The 26,487-nt window shown below is 48.5% G+C and carries 24 protein-coding genes, 10 tRNA genes and 1 pseudogene; 27 read left to right on the plus strand and 8 right to left on the minus strand.

Translation table 11 applies throughout. From position 1 onward, the window contains the following. Positions 1-17 precede the first annotated feature (17 nt). The 17 genes and pseudogenes from QMA09_RS11160 (at position 18) to QMA09_RS11230 (ending at position 7,443) form a co-directional block, all read left to right on the plus strand. Positions 18-93: transfer RNA gene (locus tag QMA09_RS11160), tRNA-Thr, on the plus strand. Between the two features lie 3 nt (positions 94-96). After that, a tRNA-Tyr gene (locus tag QMA09_RS11165) sits at positions 97-180 on the plus strand. 6 nt (positions 181-186) lie between these two features. Then, positions 187-260: transfer RNA gene (locus tag QMA09_RS11170), tRNA-Trp, on the plus strand. Between the two features lie 23 nt (positions 261-283). Further along, positions 284-359: transfer RNA gene (locus QMA09_RS11175), tRNA-His, on the plus strand. A 41-nt stretch (positions 360-400) separates the two neighbouring features. Continuing rightward, positions 401-476, plus strand: a tRNA-His gene (locus QMA09_RS11180). Between the two features lie 9 nt (positions 477-485). After that, positions 486-557 (plus strand) — tRNA-Gln (locus QMA09_RS11185). Positions 558-562: 5 nt separating this feature from the next. Next, positions 563-637: transfer RNA gene (locus tag QMA09_RS11190), tRNA-Gly, on the plus strand. Positions 638-643: 6 nt separating this feature from the next. After that, positions 644-717 (plus strand) — tRNA-Cys (locus QMA09_RS11195). 10 nt (positions 718-727) lie between these two features. Next, positions 728-811, plus strand: a tRNA-Leu gene (locus tag QMA09_RS11200). A 320-nt stretch (positions 812-1,131) separates the two neighbouring features. After that, entirely contained in the window at positions 1,132-1,749 is a 618-nt protein-coding gene (locus tag QMA09_RS11205; protein ID WP_290213189.1) for a DUF47 domain-containing protein, read from the plus strand. 15 nt (positions 1,750-1,764) lie between these two features. Next, entirely contained in the window at positions 1,765-2,763 is a 999-nt protein-coding gene (locus QMA09_RS11210) for an inorganic phosphate transporter (RefSeq protein ID WP_290213190.1), read from the plus strand. A gap of 117 nt (positions 2,764-2,880) precedes the next feature. Next, positions 2,881-2,962: transfer RNA gene (locus tag QMA09_RS11215), tRNA-Leu, on the plus strand. A gap of 140 nt (positions 2,963-3,102) precedes the next feature. Then, entirely contained in the window at positions 3,103-3,480 is a 378-nt protein-coding gene (locus QMA09_RS11220; RefSeq protein WP_206662871.1) for a VOC family protein, read from the plus strand. A gap of 178 nt (positions 3,481-3,658) precedes the next feature. Next, positions 3,659-3,760 carry a cation-transporting P-type ATPase gene (locus QMA09_RS17185; protein ID WP_483313551.1) on the plus strand — a complete coding sequence of 34 codons (102 nt, stop codon included), beginning with the start codon at positions 3,659-3,661 and terminating at the stop codon, positions 3,758-3,760. Between the two features lie 15 nt (positions 3,761-3,775). Further along, a pseudogene (locus tag QMA09_RS17190) lies at positions 3,776-3,865 on the plus strand (cation-transporting P-type ATPase); the annotation flags it as partial. Positions 3,866-3,919: 54 nt separating this feature from the next. Continuing rightward, positions 3,920-6,316, plus strand: a complete 2,397-nt coding sequence (locus QMA09_RS17195) for an HAD-IC family P-type ATPase (RefSeq protein WP_483313552.1) — start codon at positions 3,920-3,922, stop codon at positions 6,314-6,316. 71 nt (positions 6,317-6,387) lie between these two features. Continuing rightward, the gene (locus QMA09_RS11230) at positions 6,388-7,443 is read left to right on the plus strand and encodes a C45 family autoproteolytic acyltransferase/hydrolase (RefSeq protein ID WP_290213191.1); all 1,056 of its coding nucleotides are present in this window, start codon (positions 6,388-6,390) and stop codon (positions 7,441-7,443) included. A 74-nt stretch (positions 7,444-7,517) separates the two neighbouring features. Here the strand turns inward: QMA09_RS11230 and QMA09_RS11235 are convergent, their stop codons facing one another. Then, positions 7,518-8,564: a C45 family autoproteolytic acyltransferase/hydrolase gene (locus QMA09_RS11235; protein ID WP_135504024.1), complete on the minus strand. Its 1,047-nt coding sequence runs from the start codon at positions 8,562-8,564 to the stop codon at positions 7,518-7,520. A 202-nt stretch (positions 8,565-8,766) separates the two neighbouring features. Here QMA09_RS11235 and QMA09_RS11240 point away from each other — a divergent pair, with 202 nt between their 5' ends. Beyond that, entirely contained in the window at positions 8,767-10,155 is a 1,389-nt protein-coding gene (locus QMA09_RS11240; RefSeq protein WP_290213192.1) for an Ig-like domain-containing protein, read from the plus strand. A gap of 76 nt (positions 10,156-10,231) precedes the next feature. Here the strand turns inward: QMA09_RS11240 and QMA09_RS11245 are convergent, their stop codons facing one another. Further along, the gene (locus tag QMA09_RS11245) at positions 10,232-10,894 is read right to left on the minus strand and encodes a B3/B4 domain-containing protein (protein WP_290213193.1); all 663 of its coding nucleotides are present in this window, start codon (positions 10,892-10,894) and stop codon (positions 10,232-10,234) included. A gap of 67 nt (positions 10,895-10,961) precedes the next feature. Between QMA09_RS11245 and queG the strand changes: the two genes are divergently transcribed. From queG to QMA09_RS11260, 3 genes are all read left to right on the plus strand, one after another. After that, positions 10,962-12,107 carry a tRNA epoxyqueuosine(34) reductase QueG gene (gene queG, locus QMA09_RS11250; protein WP_290213194.1) on the plus strand — a complete coding sequence of 382 codons (1,146 nt, stop codon included), beginning with the start codon at positions 10,962-10,964 and terminating at the stop codon, positions 12,105-12,107. A 9-nt stretch (positions 12,108-12,116) separates the two neighbouring features. Continuing rightward, positions 12,117-12,590, plus strand: coding sequence for a tRNA (uridine(34)/cytosine(34)/5-carboxymethylaminomethyluridine(34)-2'-O)-methyltransferase TrmL (gene trmL / locus QMA09_RS11255; protein WP_135504029.1), 474 nt, complete (start codon positions 12,117-12,119; stop codon positions 12,588-12,590). A 344-nt stretch (positions 12,591-12,934) separates the two neighbouring features. Beyond that, on the plus strand, positions 12,935-13,243 hold the full coding sequence (locus QMA09_RS11260; RefSeq protein WP_416144299.1) for a hypothetical protein: 309 nt from the start codon (positions 12,935-12,937) through the stop codon (positions 13,241-13,243). A gap of 69 nt (positions 13,244-13,312) precedes the next feature. Here the strand turns inward: QMA09_RS11260 and QMA09_RS11265 are convergent, their stop codons facing one another. Next, a complete protein-coding gene (locus QMA09_RS11265) occupies positions 13,313-14,614 on the minus strand; it encodes an NCS2 family permease (RefSeq protein WP_290213195.1) in 1,302 nt (433 codons plus the stop codon). Positions 14,615-14,763: 149 nt separating this feature from the next. Here QMA09_RS11265 and QMA09_RS11270 point away from each other — a divergent pair, with 149 nt between their 5' ends. Beyond that, entirely contained in the window at positions 14,764-15,597 is an 834-nt protein-coding gene (locus tag QMA09_RS11270; protein ID WP_135504033.1) for an aldo/keto reductase, read from the plus strand. A gap of 33 nt (positions 15,598-15,630) precedes the next feature. Here QMA09_RS11270 and QMA09_RS11275 read toward each other — a convergent pair whose 3' ends face one another. Genes QMA09_RS11275 through QMA09_RS11285 form a run of 3 tightly spaced genes read right to left on the minus strand, consistent with a single transcriptional unit; the run spans position 15,631 to position 17,427 of the window. Further along, positions 15,631-16,476, minus strand: a complete 846-nt coding sequence (locus QMA09_RS11275) for an RluA family pseudouridine synthase (protein WP_290213196.1) — start codon at positions 16,474-16,476, stop codon at positions 15,631-15,633. 52 nt (positions 16,477-16,528) lie between these two features. Further along, the gene (locus QMA09_RS11280; RefSeq protein ID WP_290213197.1) at positions 16,529-16,999 is read right to left on the minus strand and encodes a thioredoxin family protein; all 471 of its coding nucleotides are present in this window, start codon (positions 16,997-16,999) and stop codon (positions 16,529-16,531) included. Further along, complete coding sequence (locus QMA09_RS11285; RefSeq protein ID WP_290213198.1) at positions 16,996-17,427, minus strand: disulfide oxidoreductase; 432 nt, start codon at positions 17,425-17,427, stop codon at positions 16,996-16,998. Before QMA09_RS11285 ends, QMA09_RS11280 begins: the two co-directional genes overlap by 4 nt. A 130-nt stretch (positions 17,428-17,557) precedes the next feature. Between QMA09_RS11285 and QMA09_RS11290 the strand changes: the two genes are divergently transcribed. The 4 genes from QMA09_RS11290 (at position 17,558) to QMA09_RS11305 (ending at position 22,755) form a co-directional block, all read left to right on the plus strand. Beyond that, positions 17,558-19,102 (plus strand): carbon-nitrogen hydrolase family protein, encoded by a 1,545-nt coding sequence (locus tag QMA09_RS11290; RefSeq protein WP_135504041.1) that lies wholly within the window; start codon positions 17,558-17,560, stop codon positions 19,100-19,102. Between the two features lie 77 nt (positions 19,103-19,179). Then, on the plus strand, positions 19,180-20,880 hold the full coding sequence (locus tag QMA09_RS11295) for a phospho-sugar mutase (RefSeq protein WP_135504043.1): 1,701 nt from the start codon (positions 19,180-19,182) through the stop codon (positions 20,878-20,880). Between the two features lie 103 nt (positions 20,881-20,983). Continuing rightward, complete coding sequence (locus QMA09_RS11300; RefSeq protein ID WP_290213199.1) at positions 20,984-22,099, plus strand: GAF domain-containing sensor histidine kinase; 1,116 nt, start codon at positions 20,984-20,986, stop codon at positions 22,097-22,099. Between the two features lie 17 nt (positions 22,100-22,116). Continuing rightward, positions 22,117-22,755 (plus strand): response regulator, encoded by a 639-nt coding sequence (locus QMA09_RS11305; RefSeq protein WP_290213200.1) that lies wholly within the window; start codon positions 22,117-22,119, stop codon positions 22,753-22,755. Between the two features lie 40 nt (positions 22,756-22,795). On the opposite strand, the gene rsgA is transcribed toward QMA09_RS11305, so the two are convergent. Further along, complete coding sequence (gene rsgA, locus QMA09_RS11310; protein ID WP_290213201.1) at positions 22,796-23,851, minus strand: ribosome small subunit-dependent GTPase A; 1,056 nt, start codon at positions 23,849-23,851, stop codon at positions 22,796-22,798. Between the two features lie 359 nt (positions 23,852-24,210). Between rsgA and QMA09_RS11315 the strand changes: the two genes are divergently transcribed. Then, the gene (locus QMA09_RS11315) at positions 24,211-25,518 is read left to right on the plus strand and encodes a DUF2254 domain-containing protein (protein ID WP_290213202.1); all 1,308 of its coding nucleotides are present in this window, start codon (positions 24,211-24,213) and stop codon (positions 25,516-25,518) included. A gap of 76 nt (positions 25,519-25,594) precedes the next feature. Here the strand turns inward: QMA09_RS11315 and QMA09_RS11320 are convergent, their stop codons facing one another. Next, positions 25,595-26,476 carry a cation diffusion facilitator family transporter gene (locus QMA09_RS11320; RefSeq protein WP_135500942.1) on the minus strand — a complete coding sequence of 294 codons (882 nt, stop codon included), beginning with the start codon at positions 26,474-26,476 and terminating at the stop codon, positions 25,595-25,597. Positions 26,477-26,487 lie beyond the last annotated feature (11 nt).

Raw genomic sequence — 26,487 nt, forward strand, 5'->3', positions numbered from 1 at the left:
TTTTTATCAATATTTATGCCGGAGTAGCTCAGTTGGTAGAGCAACTGACTTGTAATCAGTAGGTCGAGGGTTCGACTCCTTTCTCCGGCACCACTAGGTGGGGTAGCGAAGTGGCTAAACGCGGCGGACTGTAAATCCGCTCCTTCGGGTTCGGCAGTTCGAATCTGCCCCCCACCACCAGTTTTTAGGGGCATAGTTTAACGGTAGAACAGAGGTCTCCAAAACCTCCGATGTGGGTTCGATTCCTACTGCCCCTGCCATTTTTTTAAAAAATTATATGATGGCGGTCGTGGCGAAGTGGTTAACGCACCGGATTGTGATTCCGGCACTCGGGGGTTCAATTCCCCTCGTCCGCCCCATGATTTTCAAGCAAACTTTAAATTTAAAAAATACAAACGTGGCGGTCGTGGCGAAGTGGTTAACGCACCGGATTGTGATTCCGGCACTCGGGGGTTCAATTCCCCTCGTCCGCCCCATTTAGTTATTGGGGTATAGCCAAGCGGTAAGGCAACGGGTTTTGATCCCGTCATGCCCTGGTTCGAATCCAGGTACCCCAGCTTTTGCGGAAGTAGTTCAGTGGTAGAACGCCACCTTGCCAAGGTGGAGGTCGCGAGTTCGAACCTCGTCTTCCGCTCCAAATTTTGGCGGCATAGCCAAGTGGTAAGGCATGGGTCTGCAACACCCTTATCACCGGTTCGAGTCCGGTTGCCGCCTCCATAATTATTTTGCCGGCGTGGCGGAATTGGCAGACGCGCGGGACTCAAAATCCCGTTCCTTCACGGGAGTGTCGGTTCGACCCCGACCGCCGGTATCATGTAAAGGGCCTGCCTGCCCTTTAGAAAAGCTCCAGCTTTGTTTTTCAAAGCTGGAGCTTTTTTTTGTGTTTTCACGTCTTTCCAAAGGCACATCTACACGGAAGCCTGCTTGTGGCATCCGAAAAAATAAGTAAATCTGTAAACGCTGCAGTTTCATAAGTTAAGCTGCATTTGCTATATGCCTGCTCCAGTTATCTGATTATTATGTAGTATTAAAGATTTGTAAATTGCAACTTAGTGAGTATTAATTTTATGTAAATTGCGTTATTATATTTAAGTTCGAATTATATTATATTGAAATAGTGGAGGCAAGAAAATGGCTTCTAAGAAGAAGGATAAATTTGCAGTTCAATTAGGGAGCATCGCTCTAAATTTACAAGAAGCTGCCGTGTATTTCGCCGAGTATAAACTAGTGGCAACCAGTGATTTGAAGATTTTTTCGAATACGATGAAAGATTACGAAACAAAAGGTGATGATTTTGTCCACGATATAATCCAAGATCTTAATAAAGCATTTATTACACCTATCGAACGTGAGGACATCTTGGCGCTTACAATGAGCATGGACGATGTTTTAGATGGATTGGAACATACGGCTTCTATGTTCGAGATGTACGGCGTCGTAAATGCAGACTCATATATGCTCGAATTCGTTGAAGCGATTCGTTTGAGTGCAATCGAAATTGTGACCGCTGTCGACTTGATGGCGAATAAGAAATTGCTCCAGATGAGGGAGCATGCCATTAAAATCAAAGATTATGAATCGAAATGTGACGTGACACTCCGCAATTCCATTAAAAATCTGTTCGCGGTGGAAAAAGATCCGATTCGCATTATCCAATACAAAGATATTTACGAAGAACTAGAAGAAATCGCTGACCACTGCCAAAAGGTAGCAAATACGTTTGAATCAATTATTATGAAAAACGCTTAAGGAGCAAGACGACTCATGGATATGGTATTGTTGTTAACGGTTTTAATCGTCATTTTCGCTATAGTATTCGACTTCATAAATGGATTCCATGATACAGCTAACTCAATCGCTACGGCAGTTTCCACGAAAGCATTGAAACCACGCCATGCAATCATACTAGCAGCAGTCATGAACTTTGTGGGAGCTATGGCTTTCACAGGTGTTGCTAAGACGATCACAAAAGATATAGTTGATCCATTCACACTTACTAATGGCTCAATCGTGATCTTGGCGGCGTTATTGGCTGCCATCACCTGGAATTTGGTTACCTGGTATTATGGAATTCCAAGCAGTTCTTCCCACGCGCTGATCGGATCGATTGTTGGTGCTGTGATTGCAGCTGCCGGTGTCGGCGCATTGAATCTTGCAGGCTTTCTGAAAATACTGCAAGCGTTGCTGATTTCTCCCATTCTTGCTTTTGTAGTGGGCTATATCGTTTACAGTATAATCAAAGTGATATTTAAAGATCATAACTTAACAAAGACAAACCGGAACTTCCGGTTTGTTCAAATTGCGACGGCTGCTTTGCAATCATTTTCACATGGTACCAATGATGCGCAAAAAGCAATGGGAATCATCACGATGGCTTTGATCGTGAACAACTACCAAAGTTCGGATGATATTCAATTATGGGTGCAGGTTTCCTGTGCATTGGCAATGGCTCTTGGAACTTCCGTAGGCGGTTGGAGAATCATTAAAACTGTTGGCGGAAAGATTATGAAAATCCGTCCGGTCAACGGTGTGGCTGCGGATCTCTCAGGTGCTGCAGTCATCTTCGGTGCTACTGCCATCCACTTGCCTGTCAGCACGACACATGTTATTTCTTCATCGATTATGGGTGTAGGGGCAGCACACCGCCTCAAAGGTGTTAAATGGGGCACAGCCCAAACAATGTTGATTACCTGGGTCATTACGCTGCCGATTTCAGCAATGATTGCCGGAATAATTTACTCTATATTGAATATTTTTCTGTAATGAATCTGAGACCAGTTTTTCTGAAAAGAAAACTGGTTTTTATTTTACTATCGTGAAAAAACTGTAGCCAAATTAATTTGAAGGTGCTATAATAATAATTGTCCGATTCAAGGTCATGCCAGTGTGGCGGAATTGGCAGACGCGCACGACTCAAAATCGTGTTCCTTCTGGAGTGCCGGTTCGACCCCGGCCACTGGTATACTGAAAATCCCTGTCACCATCATTTATTGATGGTGACAGGGATTTTTTCGTTCTTTCATGGTTTCGGCAGGTATAGGTTAGAGAAATGGCGTATAGATAGTCATACTGTTTAATTCCGCAGAGGAGCTGACTATGGAAATGATTAATCGTCTTGACCATTTTGTATTGACCGTAGAAAACATCCAACAAACCTGTGATTTTTATGGAAATGTTCTCGGAATGGAAGTGAAAGAGTTTGGAGAAGGGCGTAAGGCGCTCCATTTCGGACAACAGAAAATCAATTTGCATGAAGCTGGCAACGAGTTCGAACCTAAAGCGCGTTCACCTCTTCCGGGAAGTGCCGACCTGTGCTTTATTTCGGATGAACCACTCGAAAAGCTGCTTGAGCATTTGAAGCAAAACGGCGTAGCTGTTGAAGAAGGTCCTGTTTCACGAACCGGTGCATCAGGGACAATCCAGTCGCTCTACATCCGAGATCCCGATGGCAATTTAGTCGAGTTATCAAATTATGAGTAAGTTACTGTGTTAGCCAGGTTATGATATCTCGAAGAAGACGAGTAAAAGGCCATAATTTTCATGGTCTTTTTTTCATGCCAATAAATAGACAGCGGATAAAAGATAAGAGTTGTGATATCTGAATAATCAATCTATTATTAAGGCAATATAAGCTGTGCGGGAGATAGGAGGAAGTCTCGTGAAAAAGCTGGCGTGGCATCATCTTGAGGCTGTGGATGTTTTGGCGGAATTGGAAACGAACACTGAAGAAGGGCTAACGGATGCGGCAGCGGATGAATGAAGGAAAGCTGCAGGCGCGAACGAACTGCCTGAACCGAAAAGAGAATCGAGGGTGATGCGGTTTTTAAAGCAATTCCATGATGTACTGATTTATGTACTCCTTGGGGCAGCGGTAATTACAATTGTGCTGGGGCACACAATCGATACATTGGTAATCCTAATGGTTATTGTGATCAACGCAGCCATCGGCTATATCCAACAGAGCAAGGCGGAAAAAGCGCTGGACAGCATCCGCAAGATGCTATCGTTGAAGGCGACGGCCATCCGTGCATCGAAGAGGAAAGTCATCCCGTCAGCCAATCTGGTACCAGGAGACATTGCCGTTTTAAAAGCGGGCGATAAAGTGCCGGCGGATATCCGGCTCCTTGAAGCGGCTAACTTGAAGGTGGAAGAATCTTCATTGACCGGAGAATCTGTGGCTGTTGAAAAAAAGGTGGATGCATTGCCGCTTGAAACCTCTTTAGGGGATCGGCTGAATATGGTGTTTGCCGGAACATCGGTGGCAGCGGGTTCTGGCGTTGGCGTTGTGGTGGAAACTGGCAGCAGTACGGAGCTTGGGAAAATCAGTTCCTCGATGTCTGATGTCCAGAAGCTGCAGACGCCTTTGCTGAAGCAGACAGCCCATTTTGGCAAATTGATTTCAGCGATCATCGTCATTAGTGCGGCTGCCATGTTCGCCATCGGCTATTTTTGGCATGATTATCCGGCAGGAGAATTATTGCTCGCCATTATAGGCTTAACGGTCGCGGCAATTCCCGAAGGGCTGCCTGCCGTCCTGTCAATTATTCTGGCGCTTGGCGTCCAGGAAATGGCGGCAAAGAACGCCATCGTCCGGACATTGCCTTCAGTTGAAACCTTGGGCGCGGTGTCAGTGATATGTTCCGACAAAACCGGCACATTGACTAAAAACGAAATGACCGTTACGTCGATTTTGGTGAAGGACGAGGAATATGAACTGACAGGCAGCGGCTATTCCCCAAAAGGTGAAATCACCAGCCGCGGCCAAACAGTGGCATTGGCGGATGCCCCTCGCCTGAAGCAGTTTTTGACTTGTGTTAAAACAATCAACGAGTCCCATTTATTTTGCAATGAGCGGGGGCATTGGGAAATCAGCGGAGATGCTACCGAAGGGTGTCTGGTGACAGCTGCAGAAAAAGCGGAGGAGTCCATACCGAAACTCGATTGCCTGGCGAAAATCCCGTTCGATTCCTCATACAAGTACATGGCCGGCTTGGTAGAACATGACGGTACGAGGACAATTTTTGTGAAAGGAGCTCCAGAACAGATTTTAAGAATGTCGAAGAATGACAGTGCGGATGAGCTGGACCGTTGGCATGGAGAAATCTTGCTCCATGCCCGGAAAGGGGAAAGGATGATTGGCGCTGCTGCAAAAAAAGTGCCGGCCAATACAGCAAGCATCGGCCATGCTGATTTGGAGGAAGGGTTTGAAATCCTGGGATTTGCCAGCATCATCGACCCGCCGCGCGAAGAAGTAATCGAGTCGATTCGGCTATGCAAAAAAGCTGGCATCCAAGTGAAGATGATTACCGGCGACCACAAAGAAACGGCACTCGCAATCGGCTCTCAGATGGGCATCGGTGCGGAGGGGCTTGTTATTGAAGGAATTGAACTAGATCGGATGGACGAAAGTGAGCTGCAGGAGGCGGCGGTTAAATACGACGTTTTTGCGCGGACAAGCCCTAACAATAAATTGCAGCTGGTGCAGGCGCTCCAATCTCTCGGGCATATATGTGCGATGACAGGCGATGGCGTCAATGACGCGCCGGCTTTAAAGCGTGCAGACATCGGCGTAGCGATGGGCATCAAAGGGACAGAGGTGTCGAAAGAAGCTTCGGAAATGGTCTTAGTGGATGACAATTTCAACACCATCGTCACGGCAGTCAAAGAAGGGCGTCGCGTCTACGACAATTTGAAAAAAACCATCCTGTTCATTTTGCCGACAAATGTTGCTGAAGGGTCGGTTATTTTCGTCAGCATCCTTCTTGGTACGGCAATGCCGTTGACGCCGGTCCAAATTTTATGGATCAATATGATAACCGCCGTAACGATTTCTTTGGCGATTGCCTTTGAGAAACTTGAACCTGGAGCGATGGAACGGCCTCCGCGCAATCCGGATGAGAAGCTGTTGAGCGGCTATTATGTTTTTTGCATCGCATTTGTAGCTTCCATCATCTGCGGCGGACTCTTGTATATGAATAGAACATTGGCGGAAGCTGGCCTTAATCCGGCAATCGTGAATACGATGACCGTCCAGGCGCTGGTCATTTCCCAGTTGTTTTATTTATTCAATTGCCGCAGTGAAAAAGGCTTTGTCTTTCGGAAAGGCTTTTTTTCGAATAAAGCCGCCTTTATCGTTTCCGGCATCCTGATTGCGGTGCAATTGGGAGTGACTTACTTGCCAGTCATGAATGTCCTGCTGGGCACCGTGCCGATTGCTGCACAGCACTGGATTTGGCCGATCGGCATCGGCATCAGCGTTTTCGCTATTGTCGAAATGGAGAAATGGGTATGGCGCAAAATGAGTGCTTCCCGGTAGGATAGGGGAACGGAGCTTGGTATAATAGACGCAATAAGCAGCAAGGGACAGCTTATTGGAAGGGGAGCGGCATGCAGGAAATCCACAGCGACATCATTCAATTCCGAGGCAGCCATTACGATTTTGGGCTGCATCAAGGCGAGCGCTTGAAAGAGTCGATCGTCCTCGACAACCGGCAAAAGCAGTGGAAAGCGAAGCGTCCGCGTTTTGAAATCGACGCTGCGGAAGCCGAGCAGGCACTCAGCCGCTTTGCGCCGGGCATCTGGGAAGAGCTCGTTGGCCTGCGGGACAGCTTGGAGCTGCCGATGGAGGAAGTGCTGCGCAATTTCGGCGGCTATCGCATCGATGCGCTGCCATCTGGCTGCTCGATTGTTACAGGCGATGACTTCATGGTCCGCAATTACGATTTCCATCCACAAACCTATGAAGGGCGTTTCAGCTTGTTCCAGCCCACAGACCAAGGCTATGCCTTTATCGGTCCGACTTCCCGCATCACGGGGCGCATGGATGGCATGAACGAGAAAGGCTTGGCAATGGGCTATAATTTCACACACCGCAAAAAGCCGGGGGATGGCTTTGTCTGTTATATGATTGGCCGCATTATCTTGGAAACGTGTGCAAGCATTGAAGAAGCTATTGCTTTGGTGAAGGAAATCCCGCATCGGGGTTCGTTCAGCTACGTCGTGACGGACACGAGCGGCGGAACGTCGATCATTGAAGCAAGCCCACGCGGCGTCGATGTCAGAAGCGAAAACGCCTGCACCAACCATTTTGAAATCCAGTCGCACGAAAACCGCAATTACTTGAAGGATTCCTATGGACGTCTAGAAGCGATTCAGACCCAGCCGCATGAGACTGCTCACGTGGACAATGCATTCCGCCTGTTTAATGGTACGGGCAATGGCGTATTCTCGGAGCTCTACAAAAGCTGGGCTGGCACCATCCACACTTCAGCATATTTGCCGCAAAAAATGGAAGCCTGGTTCTCGCTTGGCGGCGACCAGCAGCCAGCCGTTTTTGATTTTGGGCATTGGCTAAAGGGTACGCCGCTGGAAGTGGATAAAATCCATGGCACGATCGATACAAAAATCGGCTTTGCGCATTTGGAAAAACAATTTGCAGAATGAAACAGGCTGTCCCACAAGTCAGGAATAATGACTTTCGGGACAGCCTGTTTTTGTTTTCAGATGGATAAAATGCATTACATTTCAGTCATGTGTGCGAAAGGCAGGTGGGTGTCGACCCGGCCTTTGACGCGTTTGGCGTTCAAGCGTTCTCCATCCAGCCATTTCTTGAAATCGAGCATCAGCGGCAAGCGGTCCTGTCCGAGTGCAAAACCGACTTTCAAGCTGGCGGGAAAATACGATGCGGTGTGCAGCGTACCGGAAGCAGTCGTGTATTTTTTGGAAAAGACGCCTTTGTCCGAATCGTTGAGCATACGGAATGCACTGTATGGTTCGGCCATCGTGTCCTGCTGGGAAAGGATGACTTCTTCCCGGCGGCGCGAATCTTCGATTTGGTAGCGGTTTTCTTCTGTCAGCAAGTCGAAATGGTTGGTGGATACAGCGGACTCCCGCGAAACGACCGAGCGGGGAGAAGCTTCGACGACAATGGATTTTCCGTTGCGGTCCAGCAGCACATAGCTGAACGAGCGGCGGTGCGGAAGTTCCTCCAAAAGAGCGACGGCTTCATCGGCATCCGCACAATTTTCCAGGATCAGGCGGCCGATCATATTGCAGATAAAGCCATCCCCGGAGTTGCGCCGGTTGATAAAGTTATAGCCCATTGCCAAGCCTTTCTCGTTGAGGCCGTCTGTGCGGCCGGTGATTTGCATTGTCGGTCCGATGGTCGCATAGCCGCCGTCAGAAGGCTGGTACAGCGCGAAACGGCCCTCATAGCCCTGCGGCGAGCTGTCGTAATTGCGTACCATGAAATCCTCACGGGTGAAGATGGAGCAGCCGCTGCGTGTATATTCCAAGTAATAACCGCCGAATTCACGGATGGCGTCGTGGGCATTCCATTCGAGTGCGTCCGCCAGCCCGTTTATTTCTTCCCAGATGCGCGGCGCGAATGTCTGGAGGATGCTTGTCGCTTCCTGTTCATTGATCATGAAGTTTTTATTGGATGGGGGCCATTGCTTGCGGCGGTTCGGCAACAGGAGCGAGCCTTTTAAGAGTTCGCCTTGATGCCGGCCGTAATCGTAATGGCTGCCTCGGAATTGAATGATATCGCTGTGAATTTGTTTCACTTGATGATCCCTCTTTTATTATGAAGTACCCCGATTTTACTGCACAATGCCTCGGATTCAAAGGAATCTGCTTAAGCCCTGTATTTACTTCTTTAATGACTGAAAATAAATTAGAATGGCTCAAAAAATAAATAGTATTTAAATCATTTATAGTGTAATATCCAACTTATAGGTATTTATAATTATTAAAAGGGGATGTAAAATGGGTAAAAAATTATTGTTCACGATAACATCATTAGGTCTAATGGCTTCTTTAATGGTTAATGGTGTAGCACAAGCAGAAACTGGTGCAACAGAAAATTTTAGCAGGTCGCTGGAAAAGCAAATTGAAAAGCAATTGCCAAAGAATATAGGTGGCTTGCAGGCTGTTACTCAATTTGAAGCAATGTTGAAGAATGCTCCTGCTATAAAAATAGAAGGCAGCGTCAAAGCCAGCTCTATTGATTATGGGGAATACGCGATCGAGCAGGAATACAATGATGATTTCGGCTATGCAGACAGCTTGTCTTTCGATAAACCTATTTATGGCCAATTATTGCCGTATGATGATATTGATTTTTACAAAATAACGGTTCCGCGCGATGGACTTTTGCTTGTAGGGGGAGAGAGCAATACTTATGCGATTGATCTCTTATTTTTGGCAACTGAAAAAGATTTTGTGGAAAGTTCCAAATTGGTCTATTTAGGAACTGAATACGATGAGTATATGGAAATTCAGGCATACCAAGCAAAAGCGGGAACTTATTATGTAGCAGCGACTGATTATGACTATTTTGATTATGCTTGGGACGACAATACCGAGGAAGATATTTATATGCTTGCTGCAGCATTTTCCGATAATGTAGCGCCAGGCAAACCGACGGTCAATAAAGTGGACAATAATGATGTTGCGGTAACTGGAAAAGCGGAAGCGAATTCCACAGTCACCGTTAAAAACGGCACGACTGTCATTGGGTCCGCCAAAGCTTCATCGACGGGTGTTTTCTCTGTGAAAGTAGCAGTCCAGAAAGCGGGGACAACTCTTGCTGCCACTGCAAAAGACAGTTCAGGCAATATCAGCGCAGCAACAACAACAAAGGTTGTAGACGTTGTCGCCCCTGGCAAGCCGACGGTCAATAAAGTAGATAATAACGATGTTGTGGTTACCGGGAAAGCTGAAGCGAATTCAACTATTACTGTAAAAAAAGGAACTACTATTTTAAGCTCTATAAAAGCTTCATCGACAGGAACTTTTTCGGCTAAGATAGCTGTTCAAAAAGCGGGGACTGCTCTTGCCGTTACGGCAAAAGATAGTGCAGGGAACATAAGTGCAGCAACTGCAATAACAGTAGCCGATGTTATAGCTCCTGCAAAGCCCGTAGTCAATACAGTAGACAGCAACGATTTGAAAGTGACGGGGAAAGCGGAAGCAAATTCAACAGTTGCCGTTAAAAATGGAACTACTCTGCTAGGCTATGCAAAAGCTTCATCGACCGGTTATTATTCAGTGCCGATCAAAGCACAAAAAAGAGGGGTGACAATTACTGTCACTGCTAAAGATAAAGCCGGAAATATCAGCGCTAAGGCTAGTCTTGTAGTCGTAAGTCCATAATGAAATCAAAAAGTAAGCTAATCAAAAAGACCATTGCCTTTTAAAAAAGGGCAATGGTTTTTTATTGTAGAGCATATTAAAGGAGTTGGATTTCAGCATCTCCACCATTGATGCCGGTGAACATATTGGCTGCGGCTGTCAATAATTCAAGTGCTGTATCGCGTTTCATCGAAGGCCGCAGATAAAAGATGTGAAGTGCATTTTTTGTATTTTCTGTGACGGCTGTTCGCGTGGAATCAACGTAAGGGCTGCCGAATGCGCCTTGTGCGTCTTTGGAAACCAGGATATTGTCCAATGTATTGGTGCGGTTGTTCAAGCCCTCGAACTGATCATCTTCTGTACCGAGAGCGATTTCAACGTCTCCGTTGATTTTGTCCGCATCGTAGAGGCCGAGCGGAATTTCATATTGCAGCGATAGAAAGCTGTTCATGTCGACCGCAGAATGGATGGAAGGCAGGTAATTCTGCTTTTTGATGCGGCGGAACAGCGCTTCTGCCGAAGGGCGGTGCCGGCTTGGACTCGCGCCCAGCGCTTTCCACACCAGCTGCCATTCGAGCAACCCTGGAAAATGGGTGATGTCTTTGTCTTCCAAGTCGAAATACAATTGCTCCTGGAAAAGCTGCAGCCGGCCTTTTAACATTTGAGGTGACTCCGAAACGGTGATATTGTTATAATGAATAGTTCCTATTTTAAAGTCGGGAAGGATTTCCTTAATGTGACGCTGGATGGTGATTTCCACAGCAATCTTCCTTTCAGGGAATGTATTAGGGATATCGTATCATAGATATAGAATGAGGGGTTACAGCATGAATCTCGAAGGATTTCAACAAGAGCTTGTTGCCTATGCCTCGGAGATCGGAATCGATAAAATCGGGTTTGCCTCGGCAGAGCCTTTTTATAACCTGCGCCATCAATTGGCGCGCCAGCAGCAATTGAATTACCAATCCGGCTTTGAAGAGCCTGACCTTGATAAACGGACTCATCCAGAGCTTTTATTGGACGAAGCGGTGAGCATCATTTCAATCGCGATTGCCTATCCTTCGAAAATGGAGGATGCGCCGCAAGGGATGCGTGGGGCAAGGCGAGGCATTTTTTCCCGCTCATCATGGGGGAAAGATTACCATGCCGCCTTGAAAGAACGTTTAACCTTATTGGAAGCGTTCATTGCCGCACATTTCCCTGAAGCCCTCATGCGGTCAATGGTCGATACCGGGGAATTGTCCGACCGCGCCGTTGCTGAACGCGCAGGCATCGGCTGGAGCGCGAAAAACACTTCCATCATTACGCCGGAATTCGGTTCCTATGTGTATTTGGGTGAAATGATCACCAATATCCCTTTTCGCTACAGTGAACCGATGGAAGACCAATGCGGCGATTGCCGCCTGTGCATCGACGTCTGCCCGACCGGAGCGATTGTTGAAGGCGGCCAATTGAATGCCCAGCGCTGCATTTCTTTTTTGACGCAGACAAAAGGCTTTTTGCCGGATGAATTCAGAGGCGTCATAGGCAATCGGTTGTATGGCTGCGATACCTGCCAAACGGTGTGTCCGAAAAACAAGCGCAAGGCGAATCTGATCCATGCGGAATTTACGCCGGATCCGGAAATCGCCAAACCGCTGCTCGAACCGCTGTTAACGATTTCGAACCGTGAATTCAAGGAGCGCTTCGGCTATGTGTCGGGTTCATGGCGAGGCAAAAAGCCGATCCAGCGCAATGCCATTCTCGCTTTGGCCCATTTCAAAGAGAAAAGCGCGGTGCCGGCGTTGATCAAACTGCTGATGGAAGATGAGCGGCCGGTCATTCGCGGCACAGCGGCCTGGGCACTCGGGAAAATCGGGATGCCGGAAGGGTTCGAAGCGCTGCAAACGGTGCTGGAGACAGAGCAAGACGAAGAAGTAAAAGATGAAATTCAAAAAGGACTGGCGTTTTTTGCCGAAGAGATGAAAGGATAAGTGAACGTTTTGGCTATACACATCGTTTTATACCAGCCGCTGATTCCAGCGAATACAGGGAACATCGCCCGCTCTTGTGCAGGGACTGGCGTGAAATTGCATTTGATCCGTCCGCTCGGCTTTTCCACAGACGATAAGATGCTGAAGCGGGCAGGCCTCGATTATTGGGAGCATGTTGATTTGACATATTATGATTCGCTGCAGGAATTGTTCGACCGTTATGACGGCGCTGCATTTTACTACATTACAAAGTTCGGTACGAAGACGTATTCGTCTTTCGATTATTCGGATACGGAAAAAGACCATTTCTTCGTTTTTGGCCAGGAAACAAAAGGCTTGCCGAAAGAACTGATCGAGCAAAATCCGGAAACGTGCCTGCGCATTCCGATGAATGAGCATATCCGTTCGCTGAATTTGTCCAACACAGCGGCGATTTTGATGTACGAGGCCTTGCGCCAGCAGAATTTCCCAGGATTGGATTAAACGGAAGCACAAAAAAAGCCGGCGCATATGCACCGGCTTTTCGTATTATTCTTTTTCAGCAGTTCCTGGTTTATCATCATAGCCTGCAGTTAAGATAGCGGCCAAGAACGCTACAGTAACACCTAGAATAAGGATTAAGTTCATAAATAACGACCTCCTTGTAATATGCATCTTTGTTTAGTATAGCGTATGTGGCAGGAAAATGAAATATGGGGCTCAATTCAAATGTGGAGAAGTTTTGTCTGTTCCATGCGGGATTTTTAGCTTTTTAATAAAAAATGAAACCTTTTCTTTGGCCATCCGTAGAATAGGAAAGGACAGTTCAGGAAAGGATGAAGTTAACAATGAAAATGAAAATTTCCGTTGCATTATTATGGATTACCGGTTTGGCTGAATTGCTGCTGGCAATTCCATTTATCGGGGGAACTTTTGTCATCAGCACAGGCTACACGGCGCTTGGCGTCATGTTCTTGCTGCACGCAGTGACGTTATTTTTCTGCTTCCGTGAATACTCACCGAAATCCGGTTCGATTTTAGGGATTGTCACAAGCCTGGTTGCTTGGTTCCCAGTGATCGGCTGGGCGATGCATTTGCTGACAGCTGCGGTATTGCTGATCACAGCAAGCGTATCAAGTGCTCGTACACGAGTTTAATAGGACATAAAAAAACCGCCGGATGGCGGTTTTTTTATGTCTGGAAACTTAGAGAATTCTCTGCTTTTATTAATGCGGTGCAATCAAGATCTGGATAGCGAACAGCACTGCAAAAATATAAAGGATCGGGTGGACGGCTTTCCATTTGCCTTTGAAGATTTTCATCAATGGGTAAGAGATAAAGCCGAGTGCAATTCCGGTTGCGATGCTTGAAGTCAGCGGCATGGCCAGGATAATCAGGAATGCTGGGAACGCTTCATCGAATTCATCCCATTCGATATGTTTCACAGCACCAATCATTAAACTGCCGACAATGATTAATGCAGGTGCAGTGATCGCAGCAACGCTTGATAGGGAAGAAACAAGGGGGCCGAAGAAAGCGGCGATGATGAACAAGATGCCGACAGTCAATGTTGTCAGGCCTGTCCGTCCGCCAGCAGCAACGCCTGCAGAAGATTCTACATAAGCGGAAGTCGGGCTTGTGCCGAACATGGCACCGGCAGTGGCCGCAACTGAATCTGCAAGAAGTGCTTGGCGCATGCGCGGCATATCGTTGTTTTTCATGAGGCCAGCCTGTTTCGCCACACCGATCATGGTGCCCGTTGTATCGAATAACGTGACCAACAGGAATGAAAAGACGACGCCGTATAATCCGAATTCGATGACCAATTGAACTGCTTCAATCGGATTCCAGACGATGATGCCTTCGGGAAGGGATGGAAGCTGCATCAAACGGCTTTCGAATTTCAATTGGCCGGTAAAGAAGGCGATGATTGCTGTCACAATCATTCCGAAGAAAATGCCGCCGTGAATGTTCAACGACATAAAGATGAGCGTGATCATGAGGCCGACCAGCGTCAGAAGGACGGGAGCTGAAGTCAAATCGCCCAGGCCGACTAAATTCGCTTCATTTCCCACGATGATTCCGCTGAGGCGCATGCCGATAAAAGCAATGAACAGCCCGATGCCGGCAGTTATGGCGTGTTTCAGGTTTTCAGGAATGGCTTGGATGAGGATTTTGCGCATTTTGGTCAACGATAGCAGGACGAATATGATGCCAGCGACGAAGACGGCTGAAAATGCGGTGACGTAATCGATTGTGCCGCCTGATCCTAGCACCATCGAGGTGAAATATGCATTTAATCCCATTCCCGGTGCGATGGCAATGGGGTAATTAGCGAAAAGTGCCATCCAGAGCGTGCCAATTGCTGCGGCGATAATGGTTGCCAGGAATACTTGGTCAAACGGAACGCCCGCTGCACCCAAGATTACAGGATTGACAATGACAATATAAGCCATTGTTAAAAACGTTGTCATACCGGCAAGAACTTCCGTTTTAACGTCTGTGCCGAACTCTTTCAACTGAAACATTTAAATACTCCTTTCAAAATCCGAACGATTTAAACAACATTTCATATATTATTCGCTTTTATAGAGAAATGCAAGGGGTTTAGCCAAATTCTTTAAAGTCGAGTTTTCAGGTGAATATTTGTACAATGAATAAAGAAAGGATGATGAAAATGGAATTAGCGATCAATTCAACGAAAACCTTACATAACGGAGTAGAGATGCCGCGTTTCGGGCTTGGCGTGTTCAAGATGACCGACAAAGAAGAAGCGGTGAATGCCGTCCTTTCGGCACTCAAAGCAGGCTATCCGGCAATAGACACAGCAAGCATCTACGACAACGAACATGAAGTGGGGGAAGCCATCCGCGCATCCCGCATGAAGCGCGAAGACATCTTCGTCACGTCGAAAGTCTGGAATACGGACCAAGGCTACGACAATACATTGCGTGCGTTCGAAGCATCGCTGAAGCGTTTGGACTTCGATTATTTGGACCTGTATTTGACGCATTGGGCGATGCCGGATACTTATGAAGAAACGTACCGTGCCATTCAGCGGCTCTATGATGAGAAGTTGGTGCGCTCAATCGGTGTTTCAAATCACCAGCAGCACCATTTGGAAAAACTCTTGGCAACAGCGAACACGAAGCCGATGGTCAACCAGATCGAGCTTCACCCGCAATTGACGCAAGAACCGCTTCGCCAATTCTGTGCAGACAATGAAATTGCGGTCACTTCCTGGTCGCCGCTCGCACGCGGACGCTTACTTGGTGAACCGCTGCTCGGGAAGATCGGCGAGAGCCACGGCAAGTCGATCGCGCAAGTCATTATCCGCTGGCATTTGCAGCACGACTTGATCGTCATTCCGAAATCAGTGAAGCCTGAACGCATTCTCGAGAATGCCGACGTCTTCAATTTCGAGTTGTCTCCTGGACAGATGGAAATGATCGACGCTTTGAACAAGGATTGGCGCACAGGCACCCATCCCGACGAAATCCATTTGCGCTAAAAAAAAGAAGTTCCCGCTGGGGAACTTCTTTTTTTAACGGCTTGTATCTTCAACAACGATTTTTTCACCGGTAAACGGGTGGGTGAACGACATGCGGAACGCGTGGAGGTGGTATGCTCCATCCTGCGTCATTGGGCCGTCGTATAACTCGTCGCCGATGATCGGGTGGTTGATATGCGACAGGTGCGCCCGGATCTGATGGGTGCGCCCTGTTTCAAGCGTCAAGTGCAGCAATGTTTTGCCTTCCATGTGTTTCAGCACGCGGTAATGCGTCACAGCGCTTTGTCCGGAAGGGGATACGCGCCGGCGCGTCGGATGATGGCGGTCGCGGCCGAGCGGGAAATCGATCGTGCCGGTCCGGTTGACGACTTTGCCTTTGACGACGGCTTCGTAATCGCGCACAAGCTGTTTTTGCTCGAGCATGCGGTCCATTACATTTTTGGCGACCGGATGCTTCGCGACCATCAACAGGCCGGACGTTCCTTGGTCCAAGCGGTGGACGTGCTCGCCGTAGGATCCCCCATTACGTACGATATGGCCGAGGATGGCGTTGATGAAGGTATCGGTCTGTCCGGTTTCATTCGGATGGGTGGCCATGCCTTTCGGTTTTCTCGCGATGATGAAATGGTCATCTTCGAATAAAATTGGCAATTCGACATCGTGTTTCGGTTCATAAGGCGAAGAAGCCGGCGACAATTTAAAATGCAGGATCGTGCCTTTTTCCAACGGCTCTTTCCAGACCACTTCCTGATGCTTGGCATTCGTTACGCTTTTGGCCATGCGCATTTCGTGGACGACTTTCTTGCCGAGGCCCCATTCCGTGCGCAGCAATTCTTCGACAGTGATGCCGTCTTCTTGTATTTCGTAATTCCATTCCATGTGTTGTCCTCCATATAAAAGGGCCATGCGCGCCGCACATGGCTCCCCTTTGTTATTTCAATACGACTTCGTTGAAAAATTCTTCGATATTCTCTTTTGGCTGAGATCCGACCCAGCGTGAGACTTCCTCGCCATTTTCGTAATGCACGAGTGTCGGTGTCGCTTCGATGAAATAATCCTGCCAGCCTTGATCATACTCTAACAGATTATACTGGAGGACATCGACATCCATATCTTCAGCGACAGGCATCAATACAGGTGTAGTGGCCTGGCAATGCTGGCATGTCGGGCTGAAAAAATAGACTGTTGTCGGTTCGCCGCTCTTGATTTTTTCGTCCACTTCGTCTGGCACCGCAATGTTCTGGTAGTTTTCATCTGACAATAAGTCGATGGTCGGCTGCTCGAGGTCATCTGTATCGTATGGATTGTTGGCGAGTTTATCATTGTTGGATATATTCGTCAGCACGATGATCAAGGCGAATAACGCCACAACGACCCCGCCGATGATAAGCATTTTCTTCATTTTCCTGTTTCCTCCTTCAATGACTTCAGCAAATAGATGCTCATGGCCGCGATTAAGATGAATGCGGTGAGCGCTAAAAATGGGATGGTGATGAATCCGAGATAATTGATGTACTCGCCGGTGCACGGCACTTGTCCGCATGACGGCGCAGCATCAGAAAGGAAAGCCAGCTTCTGCAAGCCGTAATGATAAAGCGATATCCCCCCGCCGATGATCGACAAGGCCAGCGTCGTCGCTGCAATCCGGACATTCTTTTGGGCATAAGCGACGCCGATGACGATAACGAGCGGATACATGAAGATCCGCTGTACCCAACACAGTGTGCAAGGGGCATAGCCGCGTATTTGTGAGAAATACAGCGAACCGGCAGTGGCGATCAGCGCGACGACCCACATGGCAAGCATAATATTTTCTTGGCGCTTGGACATTGAACAGTACCTCTTTTCAAAATTACTTCTATAAAAGTATAATTCTTAACAGCGGGCAAGTAAAATAATATCAACCTGTGCCGCTATCCTATATAATAAACTGTGATACTTTTGTGAAGGAGTGGCTGCAGTGCCAGAAGAATTCGATTTGTCCCATTTTGAAAAAAGCATGATCATACGGGAAATGACGTATGCAGATATAGATGCCATCATGGAAATGCAGCGCCTCAGTTTTCCAGGAATGGATCCATGGAAAGAAGAGCAGCTCCGCAGCCATCTAGGCGTTTTCCCGCAGGGGCAGCTTGTAGCGGAACTTGACGGTAAAGTCATCGGTTCCTGCTCGAGTTTATTGATAAACTTTGATGAATACGACGACCGCCACACGTGGGATGACGTCACAGACGGTGGATACATCACGAACCATAATCCCGATGGCTACAATATGTACGGCATCGAAGTCATGGTGCATCCGGAATACCGCCGCATGCAAGTCGGCCAGCGTCTTTACGAAGCACGCAAAGAGCTGGCGCGTGAGTTGAATTTGAAATCGATCATTCTTGGCGGACGCATTCCGAATTTCCATAAATACGCGGATGAAATGTCGCCGCGTGAATACGTAGATGCGGTATCGCGCCATAAAATCTATGATCCCGTCTTGACGTTCCAATTGATGAACGGCTTCCAGCTGATGCGGATCAACCCGAATTACTTGCAGGATGATCTTGCATCCGGCAAATACGCGACATTGATGGAATGGAATAACGTCGATTACAAACCGGTGTCGAAACGCCATTTCAAAACAAGCCTTCCGGTCCGGATTTGTGTTGTCCAATATTTGATGCGCGCCATCGAATCATTCGATGATTTGGCAAACCAGGTGGAATACTTTGTCGATGTCGCTTCGGATGCACATTCCGATTTTGTCGTCTTCCCGGAAATTTTCACGACGCAGTTGATGTCTTTCCTCAACGAGCCATCGCCGAGCCAGGCAGTGCGCAAATTGACGGAATACACGCCTCAATACATTGAATTGTTCACGGACCTTGCCGTCCGTTACAACATCAATATCATCGGCGGATCGCATTTCGTCAAAGAAGAAAATGACGAAATCTACAACATCGCTTACTTGTTCCGCCGCGATGGCTCGATCGATAAGCAATACAAAATCCACATCACACCGAACGAACGCAAGTGGTGGGGAATCTCGGCCGGCGACTCGGTCCGCGTATTCGATACGGACTGCGGCAAAATCGCGATCCAGATCTGCTACGATATCGAGTTCCCGGAATTGGCGCGCATCGCGACAGACATGGGCGCGAATATCATCTTCTCGCCATTCTGTACCGAAGACCGCCAAGGCTATTTGCGCGTCCGTTATTGCGCACAGGCCCGTGCAGTCGAGAACCAGATTTACACGGTCATTTCCGGAACGGTCGGAAACTTGCCGCAAACTGAAAATATGGATATCCAGTATGCGCAATCGGGCATTTTCGCACCGTCCGATTTCGAATTCGCGCGCGACGGCATTGTCGGCGAAACCAACGCGAACTTGGAGATGGTGCTGATCGGCGATGTCGATTTGGAAATCCTGCGCCGCCAGCGCCAGAACGGTACGGTCAAGCAATTGAAGGACCGCCGCCACGACGTTTACCGCGTAGAATACAAAAAAGATTAATGCATGTGCCGCTTCCCAAAAGGAAGCGGCTTTTTTTTTGATTTTTTGGTAAACTAAGTGTATTGGAGGGATGTCTTATGACTTGGCAGGAACGGCTAAAGCGCTGGTTGGAACACAGCCAGCATGATGAAGGAACAATACAGGCTTTATCTTTGTTGAAAGATGATGAAAAAATGGCAGAAGATGCATTTTATCAGGATCTGGCATTCGGCACAGGAGGGATGCGCGGCGAAATCGGCCCGGGAACCAACCGCATGAATGTCTACACGGTCCGCAAAGCCTCACAAGGAATCGCGGATTACATCAAAGACAGCGGAGAACAGGCGATGGCGCGCGGAATCGTGATTGCGTACGACAGCCGCCGCATGTCGCCGGAGTTCGCGCTCGAAGCAGCGAAAACCTTTGCATCGAATGGCATCCACACGTATTTGTACAGCGAACCGCGCACAACGCCGCAATTGTCATTCAGCGTACGTTACTTGAATGCCTTCATGGGAGTGGTCATCACCGCCAGCCACAACCCGCCTGAATACAACGGCTATAAAGTATATGGCGACGACGGGGCACAGCTGAATCTCGAAGACGCGGACCGCGTCATTGATTTTGTCAGCCGGGTCGAAGACGAACTGGCCATCGACAATTCCGTATACGAGGAAGCATCGCTCGTCCACTTGGGTGAGCGTTTGGATGCAGCTTATATCGAACAGGCACTGACGGTGCAGGAAGGGTCGGCCAAGCCAATTTCTGCGGTCTTCACGCCGCTCCATGGGGCATCCGGTTCTACCGTGAAAAAGTTATTGGAAACAGCCGGTTATACAGACATCGCATATGTTGCGGAACAAATGCAGCCGGACGGGGAATTCCCGACAGTCAAATCGCCGAATCCCGAAGAGGCTTCTGCTTTTGAACTGGCGATGCAATACGGCGAAAAGAACGGCAGCGAATTGCTGATTGCCATCGATCCGGACGGCGACCGTGTTGGCATTGCAGTCCTTGCAGGCGGACATTACGAATTGCTGAACGGCAATCAGACGGGCGCCATCCTCATCGATTATTTATTGAGCCAGAAACAGGCGAAAGGCACGCTGCCGGACAACGGCAAAATCTTCAAGACGATTGTGACGTCTGAATTCGGCCGCGTCATTGCGGAATCGTATGGCGTTGAATGCGAAGATGTCCTAACCGGCTTTAAATTCATCGGGGAAAAGCTGAAGCACAACGATGAACATCCGCAATTCGAGTTTCTTTTCGGTTACGAGGAAAGCTATGGCTATTTGATCCGCGATTTCGCACGCGACAAAGATGCTGTCCAGGCAACTTTATTGCTGATCGAAGCCGCCGCTTATTACAAAACGCTCGGCAAAACCTTGCACGATGTGCTGGTTGAACTTTATAACCGATACGGCTGGTACCGCGAAGCGCTCGTGTCGATCACGAAAAAAGGGCTTGATGGCTCACGGGAAATCACAGCGCTTCTTGAAGGGCTGCGGAAAGACCCATTGGCTCAAATCGCCGGCATCCCGGTGGTATCGATCGAAGATTATGAAACCCAGAACCGGATTTTTGTCGATTTGAATACAAATGAAAAAATCGAGTTGCCCCAATCGAACGTCTTGAAGTATTTCCTTGAAGATGGCTCATGGGTGTGTGTCCGCCCAAGCGGCACGGAGCCGAAAGTGAAATATTATTTCGGCATTACGGCAGCGAGTGAACGCGACAGCGATGAAAAGCTGGAACTCATCAAACAGTCATTCCTGGATGAATTGGACAATCGATAAACGGAAGCTCCCTCTTGCAGGGGGCTTTTTCATTCGAAAGTACGAGGCGCGCTTGGAATGAAAAAGTGTATGGTAGAGAGACAACAGCGATGAGGTGAACGGGATGGAAGCTGGCCAGCATTCGAATGTGGCGTTATTGAAAGAAATTGCGGAATTATTGAATGAAGAAACGGATATGGGCCGGATGCTCGAAGGGGCGATTTGGAAGTTATTGAATGGCTCGGTATTCGAGGCGGCATGGATTTTCTTTATTGATAAAAATGGCAAGCATCAGCTTGCAGCGCAGGCGAATCTGCCACCGGCGCTTAAACAGAACGATTGCCGCCACCTGAAAAAAGGGGGGTGCTGGTGCGTCAAACGCTACCACGACGGCAATTTGGAAAAGGCTTCGAATATCATTGCCTGCCAGCGGATCGACAACGCCATTTCATCCGATGCCGGAGACGCCGAAGGGATTACACACCATGCTACGGTTGCGCTGCAATCGGGCAATGAAAAGTTCGGGCTTTTGAACATCGCCGCACCGGACACTGTGCGTTTTTCCAATGATGAGTTAGCGCTCTTGGAATCTGTAGCGTTCCAGATCGGCTCCGCCATCAAACGCATCCTGCTGACAAAGCAGGAGCAGGAGTTGGCATTGGTGCAGGAACGTAATAGGCTGGCGCGCGATCTGCACGATTCGGTCAACCAGCTGCTGTTTTCGGTGACGTTGACGGCCAGAGGCGGCAGTGTCATGTCGGAAGATCCGGAAGTGCAGGAAACGTTCCGTGATATCCAGCACCTGACACAAGAAGCGCTCAATGAAATGCGCGCGCTGATCTGGCAATTGCGGCCGAAAGGGCTGGAAAGCGGATTGCTCGAAGCGGTCAAAGGCTATGCCGAGATGCTCGGGCTGTCGACGGAATTGAAAGTGACCGGCGTTATCCAGCTGCCATCGCGGACAGAAGAAACGCTGTTCCGCATTGCGCAAGAGGCACTCAACAACATCCGCAAACATGCAGGCGTCCATAAAGTTCAGCTGTACATGTCGGTGACATCATCCGATGTGCTGCTGGTGATCAAAGATGAAGGGCGCGGATTTGTCATTGACGAGCATCTCTACTTGCCATCAATCGGCATCCAGAGCATGCGCGATCGTGCAAAAGCGGAAGGCGGCAGTATCGAATGGTCAAGTGAAATTGGAAGAGGCACGGAAATCCTCATCAGGATTCCGTATTAATCGGGGGAGTGGTTAACGTGGTGAAGGTTTTGATCGCCGATGACCATCATGTGGTGAGGCGCGGATTGTTATTTTTCTTGAAAACACAAAAAGACATTGAAGTGGTCGGGGAGGCGGTGAATGGCCGGGAAGCGGTGGACATGGCAGACAGGCTGCGGCCAGATATCGTGCTGATGGATCTCGTCATGCCAGAGATGGATGGCATTCAGGCAACCCAAAAAATTAAAGAACAGCATCCGGAGATGATTGTCCTGATGCTGACGAGTTTTTCGGATCGTGATCACGTCGTACCGGCCATGGAAGCGGGGGCAGCCGGCTACCAATTGAAAGACATCGAACCCGATGAATTGGTGGAATCGATCCGGAGTTTGATGCGCGGCGAAAATACGCTGCACCCGAAAGCGACGACCGAGTTGTTGAAAGGGCCCACTGAACCGGCGCCGCATACACTGAACCTTTTGACGCCGCGTGAAAAAGAAGTGCTGGCGGAGTTGACCAAAGGCAAGAGCAACCGGGAAATTGCATCGGCGTTATTTGTCACGGAAAAGACAGTGAAAACACATATCTCGAACATATTCAACAAGCTGGAAGTGCAGGACCGTACACAGGCGGCGCTTTACGCAGTCAAGCACGGACTCACCGGATCAGGGAATTAAATAGAAAAAAGAAGCAAGCCGAATGACGGCTTGCTTCTTTTTAACGTTTTTTGACCGGGCGTTTGCGGTTGTCTTTCGTGATTTGTTTCCATTTGCCGCGCTCCGCTTTTTGGGCGGCCGCATCGCTTTTACGTTCGATATGCGCAAGTTCGCGTTTCAGCTTGATGTAGCTGCGGTAGCGGTCATGCTGCAATTCGCCGCTCAGCAAGGCTTCCTGCACGCGGCAACCGGGTTCATTGCCATGCTGGCAATCACGGAAGCGGCATTCTTCAGCGAAATGCTCGACATCGGCAAAGCCGCTTTCAACGCCTTCTTCGTAATCGCCGAGCTGAAATTCCCTCATTCCGGGGGTATCGATCAGCAAGCCGCCAAGCGGCAGGCGCACCAGCTCGCGGTGGGTCGTCGTATGGCGTCCTTTGCTGTCATCTTCACGGATATCCTGCACGGCCATCAATTCACTGCCGGATAAGGCGTTGATCAGCGATGATTTGCCGACGCCGGAAGAGCCGAGCAGGGCGCCGGTATGGTTTGGCAACAGCAATTTCTGCAATTCGCCGATGCCTTCGCCGGTGACGCTCGATACCGCAATCGTGGGAATGCCGAATGCCACTGATTCCAATTCGCGCATATACGGCTCCACGTCTGCGCATTGGTCTTTTTTAGTCAGTACGATGACCGGATTAGCGCCGGAATCCCAGGCGGCAATCAAATAGCGTTCCAAACGCCGGACGTTAAAATCATGGTTCAATGACATGACGAGAAACACATAATCGACATTGACGGCAATCAATTGGATGTCCGAAGTTTCGCCAGCCGCTTTTCTGGAGAACTGCGATGAACGAGGGAGGACATTGTGGATGATCCCTTTTTCCTCGCCGGGCATCTGTTCGACCATAACCCAGTCGCCGACTGCCGGGAATTCGCTGTGCGCGTGTTCATGGCGGTATTTGCCGGATAATGTGCTGAGCCAGTCGCCGCGTTCCGTCACCACGCGGTAGATGTTCTTGTGTTCAAGCGTGACACGTCCGGGAATCCCGGAAGGCCCTGTTTTTTCTTGCCATGCTGTATTCCAGCCATATTGTTCGATTAAATTCAATGTAATTTCCTCCTATTATGCAAAATAAAAAACCATGGATGCGAGCAAATCGCAGTCCATGGTCCCCGGGCATAATGGAAGAAGCGTATCGTCAGCGATACACAGAGTGGGGTACTATAGACTGGATTTGCGTATTAACAATGATCGTTGCCATAATACCTCACCTCTTTCTTCAAGTTACTTTAAAGATACTGTATCCTTAAAACCAGGTCAAGGACTTTTTGTGCAAAAGTTATTGTAAATCAGATTATTAAAAATACCTGCAGCAATCCCGTTTTGCAACAGGGCAGTCTCTGTTTGCCTTCAACCTGTTGAGGGGAAAGCATTAATAGACGATTATTGGAAAGCGAGGAGAAAAGATGAAGTCCACTATATATTTATTCAAAGAAAAATTTTGGTTGACGCCCGCGATTTTCAGCATCTTAGCGATTGCGTTATCGGTCGGCTTTTTTTATGTGGACTTGCTGCTTGTCGAACGGTTCAAAGAATTTATCCCGTCAATTTTGCTGACGAAAGTCGATTTGGCAAAAACGATCATGGGGACTTTGGCAGGTGCACTGCTGACGATGAGCACTTTTACATTTTCAACAATCCTGGTTGTTTTAACGATGTATTCCGCCCAGTTTTCACCGAGGGCATTGAAAAACTTCGTCCACGATCCGGTGACTTGGCGGGTGCTGGGCATTTTCCTTGGCGGCTTTATTTACAACACCCTTTCCTTATTGTTTATGAGGGATGACTTGTATACACATGATGTATTGTCGACGTTTGTCGGAATTGTCATCGCTTTTTTCTGCCTTGGCACGTTCGCCTACTTTATCCATTACATAGCCACGACGGTGCAGGTGAGCAAATTAATCGAAGTGCTTATCAAAGATGCGGAAGATGTGATTTCCTATTACGAGGAGTTCGAGGAAAAATGCGCTGTTTCAGAAATTTCGGATGGCTTGAATCCTATCGGGATCATTGAAACCGTCAACGCTGAAACGAGCGGCTACCTGCAATTCATGTCTTTTGAGAAGCTGCTTGGGCACGCGGATAAAAATGGATTTGAGGTAGACGTCCTTGTTTGCATCGGCGATTACATTTATGAAGGCAAACCGTTGATGAACATCTACAGAAAAGAAGGGCAGGACTATGATGTCAGCGGCTATTATTCCATCGGAGGCGAACGGTCGGCTGAACAAGATTTGCCGTACGCATTGCAGAAGCTGGTGGAAATTGCTCTGCGTGCAATTTCTCCCGGCATCAACGATCCGAATACCGCCAATGACATAATCGTCCGCATCGGCAGGCTGCTTGGGAAAACCGCTCACATCCCGCACGGGGAATTGGCGTTGGCCAATAAAGAAGGGCAGCATATCGTGAAATGTACGCTGCCGGAATTTTCCGGCGTGTTGTATAAAGTTTATTATCAAATGGCCTATTATGGAAAAGAGGATATTTCAGTGATGCATTCCATGGCCGATTCGCTTAAAATAGTCGCTGAGCTGGCTCCTTCCGAGCATCACCAAGCAATTTGGGATATCCAGACATACATTCTGGAATCGCTCGAAGGGCAGCAATTGAAATCGATGGACCAGGACTTCCTGCAGAAGAAAGTCGATGAGCTGGCAGTGGCCACTGGCCAGCGTTCCATCCAGATCGGTGCTTTGGCAGGGGAATGATCTTGCTTGGGCGGCTTCACTAAACAAAAAAAGGACGGCGAAAAGATTTCTTTTCGCCGTCCTTTTTGAAATTTTTTCAGTCATCCTCATCTTCGTAAACCGGCTCGATATGAACATGGATTACGCAGTGGGGCTTAACTTTATGGATTTTTCTTTCGACTTCTTCTGTGATCCAGTGGCTTTGAACGACGTTCAGAGATGGATTGACCGCAATCGTCAAATCGATGAACATGACGTTGCCGTGGTTACGCCCTTTGAAATCACGAAGTTCTCGGACGCCGGGCACTTTTCGGACAAGCACGGACATTGTTTCCACTTCATCTTCATTAAAGCCGTCGGTCAACGTCCACACAGCTTCTTTGAAAATATCCACAGCTGTTTTGATGATGATCAAGCCGACGATGAAGGCGGTGATGACGTCGAGTATCGGCGCGCCAAAAACTGCACCGATAATGCCGATGCCCGCTCCGATGCTGACTAGGGCATCCGACCGGTTGTCGTAGGCGGCAGCCCGGACCGCAGAGCTTTTGATTTCTTTGCTGAGCTTGATGTTAAAGCGGTAAACGAAGTACATGACGATAGCACTGAAAAAAGCGACTCCCGCTGTGAATAGGGAAGGTGTGGCTTCCACCGGGATGAAGAAGTTTTGGACGGCACCCAGCAGCACTTGCAGCCCGATGACCGCCATGATGAAAGATGCCAGCAACGAAGCGATCGTCTCCGCCCGCAGGTGTCCGTAATGATGATTTTCATCGGGCGGCTTTTGGGAAATGCGCAGCCCGATGAGCACAGCTACCGAAGCGATAATATCCGTCAAATTATTCAGCCCATCCGCTTTTAAAGCTTCAGATGAACCGGCATAGCCGAAGCCGAGTTTGATGGCGCTGAGAAAAACATAAGCGCCAATGCTGATCCAGGCGCCTTTTTCCCCTTTGCGTAAGTTTGTATAGAGTTCCATAAAGTTTCCTG

It is taken from the genome of Planococcus sp. APC 3906 (genome assembly GCF_030407685.1).
GTDB classification, from domain to species: Bacteria; Bacillota; Bacilli; order Bacillales_A; family Planococcaceae; genus Planococcus; species Planococcus koreensis.

Coding starts and splice junctions, on each gene's coding strand:
- queG (WP_290213194.1), top strand. CDS start 10,962: ATGAATCTCGAAGGATTTCAACAAGAGCTTGTTGCCTATGCCTCGGAG.
- QMA09_RS17195 (WP_483313552.1), top strand. CDS start 3,920: ATGGTTATTGTGATCAACGCAGCCATCGGCTATATCCAACAGAGCAAG.
- QMA09_RS11320 (WP_135500942.1), bottom strand. CDS start 26,476: ATGGAACTCTATACAAACTTACGCAAAGGGGAAAAAGGCGCCTGGATC.
- QMA09_RS11300 (WP_290213199.1), top strand. CDS start 20,984: ATGGAAGCTGGCCAGCATTCGAATGTGGCGTTATTGAAAGAAATTGCG.
- QMA09_RS11280 (WP_290213197.1), bottom strand. CDS start 16,999: ATGAAGAAAATGCTTATCATCGGCGGGGTCGTTGTGGCGTTATTCGCC.
- QMA09_RS11315 (WP_290213202.1), top strand. CDS start 24,211: ATGAAGTCCACTATATATTTATTCAAAGAAAAATTTTGGTTGACGCCC.
- QMA09_RS11260 (WP_416144299.1), top strand. CDS start 12,935: ATGAAAATGAAAATTTCCGTTGCATTATTATGGATTACCGGTTTGGCT.
- QMA09_RS11295 (WP_135504043.1), top strand. CDS start 19,180: ATGACTTGGCAGGAACGGCTAAAGCGCTGGTTGGAACACAGCCAGCAT.
- QMA09_RS11265 (WP_290213195.1), bottom strand. CDS start 14,614: ATGTTTCAGTTGAAAGAGTTCGGCACAGACGTTAAAACGGAAGTTCTT.
- QMA09_RS11210 (WP_290213190.1), top strand. CDS start 1,765: ATGGATATGGTATTGTTGTTAACGGTTTTAATCGTCATTTTCGCTATA.
- QMA09_RS11220 (WP_206662871.1), top strand. CDS start 3,103: ATGATTAATCGTCTTGACCATTTTGTATTGACCGTAGAAAACATCCAA.
- QMA09_RS11240 (WP_290213192.1), top strand. CDS start 8,767: ATGGGTAAAAAATTATTGTTCACGATAACATCATTAGGTCTAATGGCT.
- QMA09_RS11285 (WP_290213198.1), bottom strand. CDS start 17,427: ATGTCCAAGCGCCAAGAAAATATTATGCTTGCCATGTGGGTCGTCGCG.
- QMA09_RS11270 (WP_135504033.1), top strand. CDS start 14,764: ATGGAATTAGCGATCAATTCAACGAAAACCTTACATAACGGAGTAGAG.
- QMA09_RS11230 (WP_290213191.1), top strand. CDS start 6,388: ATGCAGGAAATCCACAGCGACATCATTCAATTCCGAGGCAGCCATTAC.
- QMA09_RS11275 (WP_290213196.1), bottom strand. CDS start 16,476: ATGGAATGGAATTACGAAATACAAGAAGACGGCATCACTGTCGAAGAA.
- QMA09_RS11205 (WP_290213189.1), top strand. CDS start 1,132: ATGGCTTCTAAGAAGAAGGATAAATTTGCAGTTCAATTAGGGAGCATC.